The following is a 14,919-nucleotide window of genomic DNA, read 5'->3' as shown; positions in this document are numbered from 1 at the left end:
GGTCGTATGCCGGCGCGCGGCGGAAAGCAGACGGCTCGGAAAGCGGCCCCGCGCCCCGCACCGCGGAGGGCCTTTGATCGGCTTTGGCCCTGGGTGTTCGGGGGAGTGGTGGTGCTGGGGGTAGCGGTGGTGGCCTACGGGCTCCGGTCCCGTCCTGACTACCCTCGGGCCGGAGTGCACTGGCACGCGCCCTACACGGTGGAGATCTGCGGGAGACGGCTTCCCCCCTTTCCTCCCAGTCCCGGCAACACCCACACCCATGGGGACGGGGTGATCCATGTACACCCGGAGACCAACGAGGAGGGCAGGCAGGCTACCCTGCGGACCTTCCTCCTCTCCGTGGGAGTTCTCCCAAGGCAGAACGCCCTCACCCTTCCGGACGGCCGGACCTACCGGGACGGCGATCGGTGCCCGGATGGAAGACCGGGGCGGTGGTCCGTGCTCGTGAACGGCAGGCGGCTGGAGAGCTGGCAGGACTACTATCCCCGGGATGGGGACCGGGTCCGGTTCGTGTTCGGGCCGGAGTAACTAGAAGGCGGCTCCCGCCATCGCCTGGAGTACGGCCTCCAGCTGCGGGCTGAGGCGGACGGGGTAGCTTCCGCCGTCCAACCGGCGGAGGTGATCCGGGAGTGCTTGGAAACGCTCGCGACAGCGGCGCCGGGCATCCTCTAGGGTCTCATGGTGGACCCGTCGCCCCTGGCGCATGACCTCCACCAGGAGGGGCTCTCCACCTGCGGGGGGGGGCTCGTCCGCGAGGGCGATGATGTCCTCCTGCATCTGCCCCTTCCGGTATACCCGCCACACCTGCTTGCGGCCCGGGAGCGTCACCTTTCCCGTACTGCGCTTGATGCGGTATCCCGCGGTGTCCTCCACCAGCTTGTAGACTCCGCCCAGGGCTGGCGCGTCGTAGGAAACCCCCATCTCCGTTCCTACCCCGAAAGCGTCGATGGGAGCTCCCGCCTCCAACAGGGCCGAGATTTTCTCCTCGTTGAGGTCGCCGCTCGCGAGGATCTGCACCTCCGGGAATCCAGCTCCGTCCAGGATGGTCCGCACCTGCCGGCTGAGGGTCACGAGGTCCCCGCTGTCGATCCGCACCCCACGCAGCTGATACCCCCGCTCCCGCAGCTCCCGGGCCACCACCACCGCGTTGCGAGCACCCTGAAGGGTGTCGTAGGTATCGATGAGCAGGATGCATCGGTCCGGGAACTGGCGGGCGTAGGCGCGGAAAGCTTCCAGTTCATCCTCGAAGGACATAACGTAGCTGTGGGCCATGGTCCCGTAGACGGGGATGCCATAGAGCATCCCCGCCAGTACATTGCTGGTGCCCGCGCACCCCGCGAGGTAGCTGCTGCGGGCCACTTTCAGGGCCGCGTCCGTGCCGTGGTCCCGGCGGGGCGAGAAATCGATGACGGGACGGCCCCGGGCTGCCAGCACCACCCGGGCGGCCTTGGTGGCGATCAGGGACTGCAGGTTGATCTGGTTGAGGAGGAAGGTCTCCACGATCTGCCCCTCGATGCGGGGCGCGGTGATCTGCAGTACGGGCTCCGGCGGAAAGAAGACCTCGCCTTCGGGGATGGCCCGCACGTCCCCCGTGAAATGGAACTCCCGGAGGTACCGGAGGAAGTCCTCGTCGAAGAGCCCAAGCCCGCGCAGGTAGGCGATTCCCTCCTCCGGGAAGCGCAGCCGCTCCAGATAGTCCAGCACGGTATCCAGTCCCGCGCTCACCAGGAACCCGCGGCGGGGCGGGAGGTTGCGCACGAAGAGGTCGAAGGTGGCCAGCTCGTTGCGGCCCTCCCGGAAGTAGCTCTGCGCCATGGTGAGCTCATAGAGGTCCACCAGTAGTGCCATGTTCCGCTCGGTGACGAACGCCATCGGCCCTTCCTCCATCCCGCCCTCCACTTCCGCCGGCTTTCTGCCCACTAGGATACGCGCTCCCACGGGAAAGCGGAGCCTCCCCGGCCCCTGGGAGCGGGCGGTACCCTAGAGGAGCATGCAGATCCTCGGCAGGGAGGGAAGCGATGTGGATCGGACGCCGGATCCCGCTTCGGGAGGGGCGGGAAAAGGTCTCGGGGCGCCTCCGGTTTGCGGCGGATCTCGGGGTCCCGGATCTCCTGCACGCCCGGCTCGTCCTGAGTCCGGTGGCCCACGGCCGCATCCGACGCATCGGCACGGACCGGGCCCTGGCGGTCCCGGGGGTGGTGGCGGTGCTCACCGCCCGGGATCTTCCGTGGTTCCAGGGAACCCCCTACAGCCACGCCACGGGCCTGTTGGCCCGGGAACGGGTGGTGTACGCGGGGCAGCCCGTGGCCGTGGTCCTCGGAGAGCGAGAGGTTGCCGCGGAGGATGCCGCGGCCCTGGTGGAGGTAGAGGTGGATCCCCTGCCCGCGGTGGTGGATCCCCTGGAGGCCCTGGCGGAGGAGGCCCCTCCGGTCTGGCCCGAGGGGATTCCGGGACTGCGGGCGGATGCGGGAGCCCATGCGGCGGGGGCGGAAGAGCCCGCCGCGCAGACCCCCAGGGGCTCTCCGAACGTGGCCGCCCGGGTCCGGTTCGCGCGGGGCGATGTGGCGAGGGGACTCGGGGAGGCGGATCTGGTGCTCGAGCGCACGTACCGCACCGCTTCGGTGCATCAGGGATACCTGGAACCCCACGCGACCGTGGCGATCCCGGATCCGGGAGGGGAGGCGCTGACGCTCTGGACCGGAACCCAGAGCCCCTTCGGGGTCCGGCAGGAGGTAGCGCGGTTTCTGGGCTGGCCCGAGCATCGGGTACGGGTGGTGCCCGCCCCAGTGGGGGGTGGGTTCGGGGGGAAGTTCCTCCTGCTGGAGACCCTCGCGGCTGCCCTGGCGGTCCACACCCGCAGGCCCGTGCGGATCGTGCTCACCCGCCACGAGGAGTTCCTCCTGAGCAACCCCGTGCACGGTGCCATCCTCACCCTCCGGACCGGCGTGCGCCGGGACGGATCCCTGACCGCCTTGCAGGCCCGTCTGGTGTTCGACGCGGGCGCCTTTCCCGGCTCTCCCGCCCGGATCGCGGCCTTCCTGCTGGGCGCGATCTACCGGTTCCCGCACCTGGAGATCGAGGCGTTCGAGGTCCTCACCCACAAGCCCGGAACCGGCGCGTACCGGGCACCCGGATCCCCGCAAGCGGCCTTCGCCCTGGAGTCCCAGATGGACGAGATGAGCCGGCAGCTCGGGCTGGACCCTCTGGAGTTCCGCCTGCAGAACCTCCTGCAGGAAGGGGACGCGCTTCCCGATGGCCGACGGTACCCCCGCATCGGGCTTCGCGCGTGCCTGCTGGCGATTCAGGAGCATCCCCTGTGGCGGGAGGGACGGAGGACGCCGGGAGAGGGACTGGGGCTTGCGGTGGGCGGATGGCCCGGGGGATTGGAGCCCGCGGCTGCCGCATGCTCCGTGGACCGGGACGGGAGCGTGCGGGTGCACGTGGGCGCGGTGGACCTACAAGGGACCCACACGGCCCTCGGACAGCTGGTGGCCGAGATCCTCGGGGTTCCGCCGGAGCGGGTCCGGATCGTGCAGGGAGATACGGACCACGCGCCGTACGCGGGTGCCAGCGCGGGGAGCAAGGTGCTCTACACCGTGGGGCGGGCGGTGCAGTACGCCGCGGAGGAGGCCCGGGCTCGGATCCTGCGCATGGCCGCCCAGGTCCTGGAGGCCGCGGTGGAGGATCTGGAACTGCGGGACGGGTACGTCTTCGTGCGAGGGGTCTCTGAGCCTCGGGTGAGCCTTGCGGAGCTGGCGGGGCTCGCCCAGCGGTTTGGGGGAAGGTTCGAGCCCATTTGGGCGGTGGGAACCTCCGCGCAGACAGAGCAGGCGCCCGCTTTCGCCGCGCAGCTGGTGCGGGTGCGGGTAGATCCGGAGACCGGTCAGGTCAGGGTTCTGGACGCAGTGCTCGCGCAGGACGTGGGCTGCGCCATCAATCCGCTGCTCATCGAGGGGCAGGTGTACGGAGGGATGGTGCAGGGCCTGGGATGGGGATTATGGGAGGCCATCTTCTACGACCGCAGCGGGATCCCACGCACCACCTCGTTTCTGGATTACGCGCTCCCCCGGGCGACCACCATCCCGTCCATGCAGGGCGTGCTGGTGGAGGTCCCTAGCCCTCATGGCCCGTTTGGAGCGCGGGGCGTGGGTGAGCCGCCGGTGGTGCCCGGGGCGGGGGCTGTGGCGAATGCCATCCGGGACGCGGTGGGGGCGCGCGTCCTGGAACTTCCCATCACCCCGGAGCGGGTGCTGCGGGCCCTGCGGGGCTTTTGACTTCTCGGAGTGGACTCCGTAAACTACGGGTGGCGGGGGCGTGGTGTAGCCTGGTCAACACACCGGCCTGTCACGCCGGAGATCGCGGGTTCAAATCCCGTCGTCCCCGCCATGGGCCTGGGTAGCTCAGGTGGTAGAGCAGGGGACTGAAAATCCCCGTGTCGGGGGTTCGACTCCCTCCCCAGGCACCACGGGAATTCGAGCCCCCAGACTCGCCTCTTCGCCCCTGAGTGCCTGGGTCGAAGAGAGGGGTTTCTTTACCCCCTGGAACCGGGAGGCCCCCGGCCTCCGTTCGCTTCCGCCTCCTCTATCCACACCCCTACCACGCTTCCGTCCCGCACCCGGACGTACCCGCGCTGATCTTGAAATGCGGGATAGCGGTCGCGGTAAGGACGTCCACCGTGAGGGAAGGACGAGGGCTACCGGCTCCCAACTCCCGCAGCACCTGGTCCACCGCCCGTTCCCGCCGCGCCACCTCCTCCAGGGGGAGGGTGGAGACCACCCCCGCCACGGGGGCCGGGAGCTCCGCCCGGATCTCTCCCCTACTGACCACCGCGCATCCGCCCCCCAGCGCCACCGCCAGCCGGATGGCCAGGGCCGTGTTCTCAGGGGAGCACCCTACAGCTACCAGACAATGCGCATCCCAGGCCATGGTGGTGGCATAGCCTCCCGTCCGCACCCGCACGGACCCCTTTCGGCCTGGGGCCGGGACCCGCAGGGCGTCCGGAGAAACCAGGCACGCAGGAGGCACGGTGCGGCAAAGTGCCTCCAGATACCGGGGAGGACGGAACGACACCAGAACCTTACCGTCTTCCGCCACCACCCGGCCGTTTGCCACCACCACCTCCGCGCGGAAGTCCCGCAGGTCCGGGGTGAGGACAAGGTCCGCGTACCGGCCGGGGGCAAGTCCTCCGATCAGGTGGTCCAGCCGGGAGTGCTCCGCCACATTCAGGGTGACCGCCTGCACGGCCCGGACAGGGTCCATGCCTAGACGGATGGCTTTCCGCAGAAGGTGGTCCATGTATCCCAGTTCCAACAGCTGATCCGCGGCTACGCTGTCGGTTACCAGGCACAACCGCCGCAGATCCACGCCGCTTTCCCGCCACTCGGAAGCCACCGCCTCCATCTCCTGCCGGACCTTTCCCTCTCGCACCATGGTGTGGTAGCCCATCCGCAGCCGCTCTAGGACCTCCTCCGGGGTGATGGGCTCGTGGCAGGAGGTGATCCCCGCGGCCGCGTACGCGCTCAGCCGGCCTCCCCGGGCTCCCGCTCCGTGTCCCTCCACCACCTTTCCGGCCTCCAGGGCCGTGACACAAGGTCCAGGATCCGCGGGTCCTCCCGCAGCACGAGGTTCCCCCAGTACACCTCCCCGAGTCCCACGACTTCTGGGCGCTGCAGGAGCTCCCGGTACCCCTTCCAGCTCGAGCGCCACGTCCTCCATGAAGGAAGCGGCACAGGCAAGGGGCGGGAGGGTCACGAAGACCTTCACGGGCTGGTCCCGCACCGCCTCCATCCCTGCCCGGATGCCCGCCAGGCCCACCACGGAAGCGGGCTCCGCGAGCTCCGTGACCACGGAGGTGGTACCGGAGGCTAAGATGCGGGGAAGCGCTTCCTCCGGGCAGTAGCGGGCGCCCAGGAGGTGCGTGTGGCCATCAATGAGACCGGGTATGGCGTACCGCCCTTTGGCGTCCAGCACCTGGGTGTTCTCCCCTGTCAGACCCTGGATGGGCGGCCCCACGTATGCGATGCGATCCCCGCTGGTGGCGATCACGGAGTCGGGATGGAGTTCCCCCGTGTATACGTTCACCACCACGGCGCCGCGGACCACGAGATCTGCGGGCTCCAGCCCTTGCGCCACCCGCATACGCCGCACTACGGCTTCCTTCGGTCTACCGGGCATTTCGCCTCCTCCCACGCGGATCTCTTCTGCCATGGTACCCCGATGGCTGGGGTCTTCTCGGAGCGTGTCCGGGGGAAAGCGAACGCGTGGAGTTCAGCAGGGGGAAAGCTTTACAGGAGCTCGCGCAGCAGATTTCGCAGGCGGTCCACGAGGAGGTCCGCCTTCTCCTCGGGGGTGCCCAGGAGGATCTCGCGCCTGTGCTCGCGGGCGGGCGCCTCGCAAACCGCGGCCACCACGGTAGGAGATCCCGCGGTCCCCACGAGGTCGAGATCCACCTCCAGGTCCCGGGCGCTCCATACGGTGAGCGGAGCATCCTCCGCCCAGGCCATTCGGACGGGATCCAGGAATCGAGGCTCGTTCGAACCCACCCGCACGGACACCACCGCGGGCAGGGGCACCGCCACCACCTCGTAGCCACCTCCGAGCTCCCGGCGGATCCTTGCCTTGCGGGCTCCCGGGAGGAAGTCGACGCTGGAGGCATACGTGACGTGCGGAATTCCGAGCCACTCCCCGATCTGAGCGGACACCTGCCCCGTGGCCCCGTCGCTGGACTCCTCCCCGCACAGCACCAGGTCGTAGGTCCCGATGCGGGCGATGCCGCGGGCCAGGGTGTAGGAGGTGGCCAGCGTATCCGCTCCCGCGAAGAGCCGATCGCTGAGCAGGAACGCCGCGTCCGCACCCATGGCGAGCGCCGTACGGAGGTAGGGTTCGAAGAAGGGGGGACCCATGGAGACCACCCCCACCCACCCGTCCCACTCGTCTTTGAGCTGCAGGGCCAGCTCCAGGGCGTTGAGGTCCGGGGGGTTGATTTCGGAGCGGGCCCGCGCCCGATCCATCCGGATTGATGCGCACCTCCTCCGGCTTGGGAACCACCTTTAGGCAGACGAGGACGCGAATTCCCTGCACGGATCTCCCTCCTGTTTCATGCGGCGCAGCCGGTCGATGAGGGCGGGCAGGAACGTGAACCGGTCGTCGGGGATGCCGTAGTCTGCATGCTCGAAGATGGGAGCTTCCTCGTCCACGTTCACCGCCACCACAACCTGGGCGGCCTCGATCCCCACGGTGAACTGCGTGGCACCGCTCGCGCCGCACACCACGGCCAGCTGCGGCCTCGTGGTGCATCCCGTCTGTCCGATCTGCCACTCCCGGGGTGCCCATGCGGCGTCCACCGCCACCCAGGTGGCGCCCAACCGCCCTCCCATCAAGTCCGCCAGTTCCCGCAGAAGCCGGAAATCGCCCCGCGTGCCGCCACCGCCGACGACCAGGACTCTGGCGGTGGTGAGGTCCTCCTCCGTTCCCGTCTTCCGCTCCAGGATTTCGACGCAGCTGGTGCCCACGGGGGCCTCTACCCGCCGGACCGTACCCGTACGCGACTGTGGCGCGGGCTGCGGAAACACGCCGGGTCGCACCGTGGCCATCTGAGGGCGATGGCGGGGACACTGGATGGTGGCCAGGATCCCTCCTCCGAAGCCCGCGGTGATCCCGAGCAGGAGTCCGGTCTGTGGATCGATGCGCAGGTCTACACAGTCCGCCACAAGCCCCGTGCGCAGCCGGGCGGCCAGGCGGGCGGCGAGATCCCGGCCGTTCGGGGTGGCACCCAGGAGCAGGATACTGGGCCGGTAGATGCACGCGAGGTGGAAGAGCACGTCCGTGTGCAGATCGAACCGGTAGGATCTCAAGTGCGGATGGTCCACCACCAGGACCTCGTCGGCGCCGTAGCGGGTGGCCTGCTCCGCGAGGGGGTTCACTCCGTGGACCAGCAGGACGCCCACCAGCTCCACCCCGAGTTCGTCCGCAAGGCTCCGGCTCTTCCCCAACAGTTCCAGCCCCACTCCCGCGAGGCTTCCGCCCGTCTGCTCCAGGTAGATCCAGAGCCCCTTCGCCTCCTCGGGGTGGGTAGAGGGACTCCACCACGGCGATCCCTCCTACAGGGCCTGCGCCATCACCTCCACCACGTCCATCACCTGCAGCCCCTGCACGCCCAGGACCTTGACGCTGTCTTCCAGGCACAGGACGCAGTGCGGGCAGGCGGTGGCCAGCACCTCGGCTCCGGCCTCCACGGCCTGCTGAACCCGCAGGTTGCTGAACCGCTCCTCGGCCGGCGTCTCCATCCACATCCTCCCGCCTCCGCCGCCGCAGCACAGGGCCTCCTCCTGGTGGTCCCGCATCTCCACCAGCTCCACGCCCGGGATGGCCGTCAGGAGTCTCCGTGGCTCGTCGTAGATCCCGTGTCGTCGGCCCAGGTAGCAGGGATCGTGGTAGGTCACCCGTACGTGCAGCTCCCGGGTGAACCGCAGCCGCCCGTCCTCCACCAAGGCGGCCAGGTACTGGGTGTGGTGCAGGGGGCGGAAGCGCCCGCTGAGGTCTGGGTAGAAGCGGCGGAACATGTCAAAGCAGTGCGGGGAGGTGGTCACCAGAGTCCACACCCCCGCCTCCGCGAGCAGCTTCGCGTGTTCCTCCACGTACCGGCGCAGGTACGTGTCGTGCCCCAGCACGTAGACGCTCTCCCCGCAGCACCGCTCCCCCAGGATGCCGAAGGAGACCCCGCTGCGCCGCAGGATCTCCACCAAGCTCCGGGCCACCTTCTGGATGCGGCGGTCGTACGAGGGGGTGCAGCCCACGTAATACAGAACCTCATGGTCCGGGGCGAACCGCGGCACGTCCAAGTCCTTCGCCCACCGGGCCCGGTGGGTGGGTGGGCGGCGGTAAGGACTGCCGTCCCAGTGCACCGCCCACAGCACCCCGTGCAGGTTCCGGGGAACGCGGCCCTCCCGCCAGGCCTTGGCGCGGAGCCGCACCATGCCCTCCGGGGTGTCCACCCCAGGGGACATCCCGCCACGCACGCGGCGCAGGTAGTGCAGCGCCAGAGGGTGTCTGTGGGGTCCAGTTCCAGCCCCAGCTGAATCTTTCGGACCACCTCCCGGATATTGAGCCGGCCACCGCCCACGAAGCCCCAGGGACAGGCGGCGGTGCACACCCCGCAGCTGAAGCAGGGAGCGAACGCACCGCCCGTGATCCGGAAGAGGCGTTCCCAGGTGGCGTCGTCGAAGGTGACCTCCACGGGCACGGCCGTGCTCATGGCTGGCTTCCCCGAGCGGCGGCAAGCTGGCGACAGTACTCCTGCACCACCCGGTGCATCTCCGCCATCTTGCTGGCGAACAGCTTGCCCTCCGAGGCGGAGATCCACTGGAGCTGGAACCGCTCCGGCGCGACCCCCTGCCGCACGAACTTCTTCTTCCACAGCTCGAACCGCTTCGCGGTGTGCCGGTTGGCATAGTTGTAGTGGCAGTCAGATCCCTGCTCCGTGAGCCGGCATCCCGTGATCAGCACCGCACCCGCCCCCCGTTCGAAGGCCCGGACCACGAAGTCGTGCTCCACCCGGACCGAGCACATGGTGCGGATGATGCGGGCCGAGGGCGGGTACTGCAACTTCTCGATGCCCGCCTGGTCCGCGCCGGCATAGGAGCACCAGTTGCAGGCGAACACCAGGACCTTCTCCTGTGGACGGTCCGCCAGGGCCGCGTCGATCTGTGCCAGGATCTGCTCCTTGGTGAAGTAGGGCATCTCGATGGCGCCGAAGGGACAGGCAGGGACACAGAGCATGCACCCAATGCACCGGTCGGGGTCGACCACCGCGGTGAGAGGCTCCTTCCCGATGGAGCCCCGGGAGAGGAGCCCTCCCGCCTTCGCTGCGGCCGCCAGGGCCTGCGAGACCGTATCCCGTACGTCCTTGGGTGCCTGCGCTGCCCCGGCCAGGTAGACACCCTGGACCGCGGTCTCCGCGGGTCCCAGCTTGGGGTGCAGCTCCAGGAAGAAGCCGTCCTCGCTGTGGGCCAGCTTCAGCTGGTCCGTGAGGGTTTCAGGCCGCAGGCCCACCACCAGGACCAGCAGGTCCGTGGGCAGGTGCACGGTGGCTCCGGAGAGCTCGTCGCGGAAGCGCACCACGCCGTCCTCGAAGTGGATCGCCTCCTGCGGCGGGAGGTCGCTGGCATAACGCAGGAAGAACACGCCCTCCCGCATGGCCTGCTCGTACAGTTCCTCCGCCTGCCGGCTGTAGGTGCGGATGTACTTGGAGAGGACGCGCACGTGCTTGCCGCGCCGGCGCAATGCGAGCGCCTGACCGATCATGGAGGCGCAGCAGTACCGGGAGCACCCCATGGGGCCCTGGCGGGAGCCCACACAGGACACGAAGGTGATGGGGTGGGCGTCCACCTGGTGGAGAACCCGCTCCAGCTCCAGGTTGGTGATGACCCGGGGATCCTGGCCATAGCGGAACTCCGTGGGCGTGTAGGGCTGCGCACCCGTGGCGAGGATCACCGCGCCCACCTGGAGCTCCTCCCCGTTCCGCAGGCGGACGGAGAAGTTCCCCACGTATCCCCCGATGACCTCCACCTCCGTGTTCAGGTGGACGTGCACGCCCGCCTGCAGAAGGTCTTCCCGTGCACCCCGGAGAACCTCCCGGGCGGGAAGCCCCGAGGGCCACAGGGTGTCAAGATGGCGCAGGGTGCCTCCCAGTTCCGGCTCTCGCTCCACCAGGTGCGTCTCGGACCCCTGACGGGCCAGGTTGGCGGCCGCGGCCATGCCCGCAATCCCGCCCCCGATCACCAGGGCGCGCTGCACCACGGGCTGGGTGCGGGGCTCCAGGGGCTGAAGCCGGCGCGCCTTTTCCACCCCCCATGCGCACCATGTCCTTGGCCTTCTCCGTGGCCTCCTCCCGGGAGCCCTTGTGCACCCAGGAGTCCTGGTTCCGGAGGTTCACCATCTCCAGCAGGTAGGGGTTCAGGCCGGCCCGCACCAGGACCCCCCGGAAGGTCCCTTCGTGGGTATTGGGAGAGCAGGCGGCCACCACCACCCGGTTGATCCCCTTCTCGCGGATGGCCTGGGCGATCTCCTGCTGGGGCACACCCGCGCAGCTGAACATCTGGTCCTGAGCCCACACCACGTCCGGCAGGGTGCGGGCGAACTCCACCACCTGCGGGACGTCCACCACGCCCGCGATGTTGCTCCCGCAGTGGCACACGAACACCCCCACCCGGGGCTTGTCCACGTCCCGGACGGGCTCTAGCAGGGGCTCCTCGGGCCAGCTGCGCCCCGTGAGGTGGACGAGGCTTGCCGCGGCGGCCGCCCCCGCTTCCGCCACGCTATCCGGGATGTCCTTGGGACCCGCGGCGCACCCGGCCACGTAGATGCCGGGGCGGGTGGTGTACAGCAGGCCTCCGCGCTCCTCCGCCGCCTTGATGAACCCGTCTTGGTCCAGCTCCACACCCCAGGATCCGGGCCAGCTCCGCAAGCCCCTGCGGCGGACGCACCGCGGGGGCTAGAACCACCATGTCGTAGTCCTCCTCCCGAATCTGCCCGGCCAGGGTGTCCTCGTACCGGACCCGCAGACCCTGGCCGTTGGGCCGGATCGAGGCGGAGCGCCCGCGGACGAACCTCGCACCCTCGCGGCGCGCACGGTCCCAGAAGGCATCGAAGCCCTTCCCGTAGGCCCGCACGTCCATGTACAGCACCGTCACGTCCCGGATGCCGTGGTCCAGGGCCTGGAACGCGTGCTTGATGGAGTACATGCAGCAGAACCGCGAGCAGTACGGATAGAAGCGCCGGTCCCGGGAGCCCACACAGGACGAACAGCAGGTTGCGGGGGGCCTGCCGTCCGAGGGCCGGAGGATCTCTCCGCCCGTGGGTCCTGCGGAGGTCAGGAGGCGCTCGAACTCCAGGGAGGTGAGGATGTCGGGGTGGGTCCCGTAGCCGTAGGCGCGCAGGGCCGCGGGGTGAAACAGTTCATAGCCCGTGGCCACGAGGATGGCGCCGACTTCCCGGACCGTGGAGCGGGTGCGGGGCATGAGGAAGTCGATGCACTTGGGAGGGCAGGCCTCCACGCATCGCTGGCAGAGGAGATAGTTGGGCGGGTCGTTGAGGCAGTTCTCGATGTCCACGAGGTACGCGCCGGGCACCGCCTGCGGAATGGGGGTGTAGATGGCCCGGCGGACCCCCATGGAGGCGGTGAACTCGTTGGGCAGCACCATGGGGCATACCTGGGTGCACAGGTCACAGCGGGTGCACTCGTCCGTGACGAACCGGGACCTCTGGCGGATGGTGACCCGGAAGGCCCCCGCCTGCCCTTCCACCTGCTCCACCTCCGCCGGCGCCAGGACCTCGATGTTGGGGTGTTGCTCCACCTCGGACATCTTGGGGGCCTCGATGCAGATGGAGCAGTCCAAGGTGGGAAAGTTCTTGTCCAGCACGGACATCTTGCCCCCGATGGTGGGGGCCCGCTCCACCAAGGTCACCCGAGCGCCGGCCCGGGCCAAGTCCAGGGCCGCCTGGATGCCCGCGATGCCGTCTCCGATGACCAGGACCCGATCGCTCATGGCGCCACTCACTCCCGCACGGACCGGTATCCCACCTCTACGGCCTGCAGGTTCAACGCCACCGTGTGGGCCCGCACCGACGTCCGTACCGCCTCCTCCAGGGATTCCTTGCGCACGATGCCGGTGGCGGCCACCAGGGCGCCCAGCATCACCATGTTGGCCACGATGCGGCGGCCCAGGGACTCCGCAAGGCGCGTGGCGGGGACCGCGAGGGCCCGGTCCTCGGCCTGCAGGGGGACCAGATCCCGATCCGCCAGCAGAATGCCGCCAGGTCGCAGGGAACGCCGGTAGGTGTGGTAGGCCTCCGCGGACATGAGCACGAGGATGTCCGGTTGCTCGATGTGGGGGTACTCGATGGGCTCGTCCGCGATGATCACCGCCGCGCTGGCAGCTCAGCCCCGGGCCTCTGGGCCGTACGACTGGACCAGGGTTGCCTTCAGACCCTCGTAGACCGCCGCGGCCTTGCCGAGGATATACCTCGCCAGCACGATGCCCTGGCCGCCGAACCCGCTGAGGCGCACCTCACGCCGCACCGGGACCTTCCTGGACCTTGCGGAGCACGTACTCCCGGTACCGATCCATGTAAGTGGGGCGCTCAGTGTCCACGAACACCCCCCACACGATCTTCGAGTCCTTGCGCATGCGGATCTCCAGCCTCTCCAGGGCCGCCTGGGGGTCGTAGTCCGCCTGGCGCCGGTAGAACCACAGCTCGTCGATGCCCTCGCCCAGGTCGTTGGGCCGTCCGAATCCCACAGGACACGGGGCGAGGACCTCGATGAAGCGGAATCCCCGCTTCCGCAGGGCGCGGACCATGGTGGCCTCCAGCTGGCGCACGTGGAGGCACGTCCACCGGGCCACGAACACGGCCCCGCAAGCGGTCAGCAGCCGGGGGAGGTTGAAAGGCTCCTCGGGAAAGCCGTAGGGGGAGGTGGTGGTGATGGCGCCCTGCGGGGTGGTGGGGCCGAGCTGGCCCCCGGTCATCCCGTAGTTGAAGTTGTTGACGCAGATCACGTTCAGATCCATGTTGCGGGTGTGGAAGCCATCCACGTTGAGGTAGCCCGCGGCCCGGCCGGTGCAGCCGATGCCCGAGACCACCACGTGCCGGTCCAGGGGGATGCCCGAGGCCACCATGGCCCGGGCGAAGCAACCGAGCACCGTCCCTAGGCCGCACCCCGGGCACCAGATGTGCGGAAGGCGGTCTGACCGGAGGACCTCATCGAGCGGGTGTGTATCGGCGACGGCTTCCCTGGGCATCCCGGTAGGCCTCCTCGATCGAGGGCAGGATGAGTTCCGGTGGCATCATCATCCCGCCCGCGTGGTCGGCCCCGTAGACGGGCCGGTCCGTAAACCGCTCCACCTCCCGGATCACCTGGCCGAGGTTCAGCTCGGCCACCACGAAGGCCCGCACGCGAGCCGACAGCTCCTCCACCACGTGGCCGGAGAAGGGCCAAAGGGTGATGGGTCGCAGCAGCCCCACCCGCATCCCGTCCTTCCTGGCGAGACGCACCGCGTGGCGCGCGGAGCGGGCGGTGGATCCATAGGCGACCACCACCTCCGCGTCCTCCGCCGCCAGGAGTTCGTAGTCCACGAGCTGGTGGTAGGCCCGGCGGAGCCTCTCGTTGAGCCGGCGCACGAGCCGACCGTGTGCCTCGGGACTCATCACGGGGTACCCGCGCTCGTCGTGGGCGAGGCTCTCTACGTAGACCCGGTAGCCTTCCCCCGCGCGCGGCATGGGCGGGACCAGGTCCCCGTCGGCCGCGAAGGGGAACCACAGCTCGCCCGGAGGCACCGTGGGGCGGGGCCGCTCCCACCGTTCGATAGCCTCTTCCGGGGGATCACCACCCGATCCGTCATGTGCCCCACCACCTCATCTGCCAGGAGTATCACAGGGTTGCGGAACCGCTCCGCCACGTTGAACGCCCGGACGGTGAGGTCGAACATCTCCTGGCAGGTAGACGGCGCGTAGGCAACGATCTCGTAGTCCCCGTGGGAGCCCCACTTGGCTTGCATCACGTCGCCCTGCCCGGTCAGGGTCGGCAGGCCGGTGGACGGGCTGCCGCGCTGGATATTCACCACCACGCAGGGTGCCTCCATCATCACGGCAAGCCCCAGGTTCTCCATCATCAGGCTGAACCCTGGGCAGGAAGTAGCGGTCATGGCCTTAGTCCCGGCCCAGGATGCGCCGACGACGGCCGCCATGCCGGCAAGCTCGTCCTCCATCTGGATGTAGTGTCCCCCTACCTCCGGAAGGCGCAGGGCCAGGCGCTCCGCGATCTCCGTGGAGGGGGTGATGGGATACCCTGCGAAGAAGGTGCAGCCGGCAGCCAGGGCCCCTTCCGCGCAGGCTACATCTCCCATCATGAAGTGTCGGCCC

Annotated in this window: 13 protein-coding genes, 2 tRNA genes and 1 pseudogene; 4 read left to right on the top strand and 12 right to left on the bottom strand. The window is 69.2% G+C overall.

Features of this window, described 5'->3' with window-relative positions; all coding sequences use genetic code 11:
• The first annotated feature begins 6 nt into the window (after positions 1 to 6).
• Positions 7 to 528, top strand: coding sequence for a hypothetical protein (locus N0A24_00575; GenBank protein ID MCS7171908.1), 522 nt, complete (start codon positions 7 to 9; stop codon positions 526 to 528).
• Here the strand turns inward: N0A24_00575 and N0A24_00570 are convergent, their stop codons facing one another.
• A complete protein-coding gene (locus tag N0A24_00570) occupies positions 529 to 1,887 on the bottom strand; it encodes a nicotinate phosphoribosyltransferase (GenBank protein ID MCS7171907.1) in 1,359 nt (452 codons plus the stop codon).
• 131 nt (positions 1,888 to 2,018) lie between these two features.
• Between N0A24_00570 and N0A24_00565 the strand changes: the two genes are divergently transcribed.
• The 3 genes from N0A24_00565 to N0A24_00555 all read left to right on the top strand — a co-directional run bounded on the left by N0A24_00565 (position 2,019) and on the right by N0A24_00555 (position 4,465).
• Complete coding sequence (locus N0A24_00565) at positions 2,019 to 4,274, top strand: xanthine dehydrogenase family protein molybdopterin-binding subunit (protein MCS7171906.1); 2,256 nt, start codon at positions 2,019 to 2,021, stop codon at positions 4,272 to 4,274.
• A gap of 34 nt (positions 4,275 to 4,308) precedes the next feature.
• Positions 4,309 to 4,386, top strand: a tRNA-Asp gene (locus N0A24_00560).
• 3 nt (positions 4,387 to 4,389) lie between these two features.
• Positions 4,390 to 4,465, top strand: a tRNA-Phe gene (locus N0A24_00555).
• A gap of 128 nt (positions 4,466 to 4,593) precedes the next feature.
• On the opposite strand, the gene N0A24_00550 is transcribed toward N0A24_00555, so the two are convergent.
• The 11 genes and pseudogenes from N0A24_00550 to N0A24_00500 all read right to left on the bottom strand — a co-directional run bounded on the left by N0A24_00550 (position 4,594) and on the right by N0A24_00500 (position 14,906).
• The gene (locus tag N0A24_00550; protein ID MCS7171905.1) at positions 4,594 to 6,174 is read right to left on the bottom strand and encodes an amidohydrolase family protein; all 1,581 of its coding nucleotides are present in this window, start codon (positions 6,172 to 6,174) and stop codon (positions 4,594 to 4,596) included.
• Between the two features lie 110 nt (positions 6,175 to 6,284).
• Entirely contained in the window at positions 6,285 to 7,010 is a 726-nt protein-coding gene (locus tag N0A24_00545; protein MCS7171904.1) for an electron transfer flavoprotein subunit beta/FixA family protein, read from the bottom strand.
• A 39-nt stretch (positions 7,011 to 7,049) separates the two neighbouring features.
• On the bottom strand, positions 7,050 to 8,006 hold the full coding sequence (locus N0A24_00540) for an electron transfer flavoprotein subunit alpha/FixB family protein (GenBank protein ID MCS7171903.1): 957 nt from the start codon (positions 8,004 to 8,006) through the stop codon (positions 7,050 to 7,052).
• Between the two features lie 93 nt (positions 8,007 to 8,099).
• On the bottom strand, positions 8,100 to 8,975 hold the full coding sequence (locus N0A24_00535) for a (Fe-S)-binding protein (protein ID MCS7171902.1): 876 nt from the start codon (positions 8,973 to 8,975) through the stop codon (positions 8,100 to 8,102).
• Between the two features lie 274 nt (positions 8,976 to 9,249).
• Complete coding sequence (locus N0A24_00530) at positions 9,250 to 10,755, bottom strand: hydrogenase iron-sulfur subunit (GenBank protein ID MCS7171901.1); 1,506 nt, start codon at positions 10,753 to 10,755, stop codon at positions 9,250 to 9,252.
• Positions 10,664 to 11,314 (bottom strand): hypothetical protein, encoded by a 651-nt coding sequence (locus N0A24_00525; GenBank protein ID MCS7171900.1) that lies wholly within the window; start codon positions 11,312 to 11,314, stop codon positions 10,664 to 10,666. The genes N0A24_00530 and N0A24_00525 overlap by 92 nt, the downstream gene beginning before the upstream one ends.
• A 1-nt stretch (position 11,315) precedes the next feature.
• Entirely contained in the window at positions 11,316 to 12,545 is a 1,230-nt protein-coding gene (locus N0A24_00520) for an FAD-dependent oxidoreductase (protein ID MCS7171899.1), read from the bottom strand.
• Between the two features lie 8 nt (positions 12,546 to 12,553).
• Positions 12,554 to 12,922, bottom strand: coding sequence for a 2-oxoacid:acceptor oxidoreductase family protein (locus tag N0A24_00515; GenBank protein ID MCS7171898.1), 369 nt, complete (start codon positions 12,920 to 12,922; stop codon positions 12,554 to 12,556).
• A gap of 15 nt (positions 12,923 to 12,937) precedes the next feature.
• On the bottom strand, positions 12,938 to 13,078 hold the full coding sequence (locus N0A24_00510; protein ID MCS7171897.1) for a hypothetical protein: 141 nt from the start codon (positions 13,076 to 13,078) through the stop codon (positions 12,938 to 12,940).
• A complete protein-coding gene (locus tag N0A24_00505; GenBank protein ID MCS7171896.1) occupies positions 13,068 to 13,799 on the bottom strand; it encodes a thiamine pyrophosphate-dependent enzyme in 732 nt (243 codons plus the stop codon). Before N0A24_00505 ends, N0A24_00510 begins: the two co-directional genes overlap by 11 nt.
• Positions 13,759 to 14,906: pseudogene (locus N0A24_00500) on the bottom strand (2-oxoacid:acceptor oxidoreductase subunit alpha). The gene N0A24_00505 and the pseudogene N0A24_00500 overlap by 41 nt, the downstream one beginning before the upstream one ends.
• Positions 14,907 to 14,919: the final 13 nt, after the last annotated feature.

The sequence above is a fragment of the Armatimonadota bacterium genome, from assembly GCA_025059775.1.
GTDB lineage: Bacteria > Sysuimicrobiota > Sysuimicrobiia > Sysuimicrobiales > Sysuimicrobiaceae > Sysuimicrobium.
Note: the sequence above shows the minus strand (reverse complement) of the source record. Positions and strands in the feature narration are given on the sequence as shown.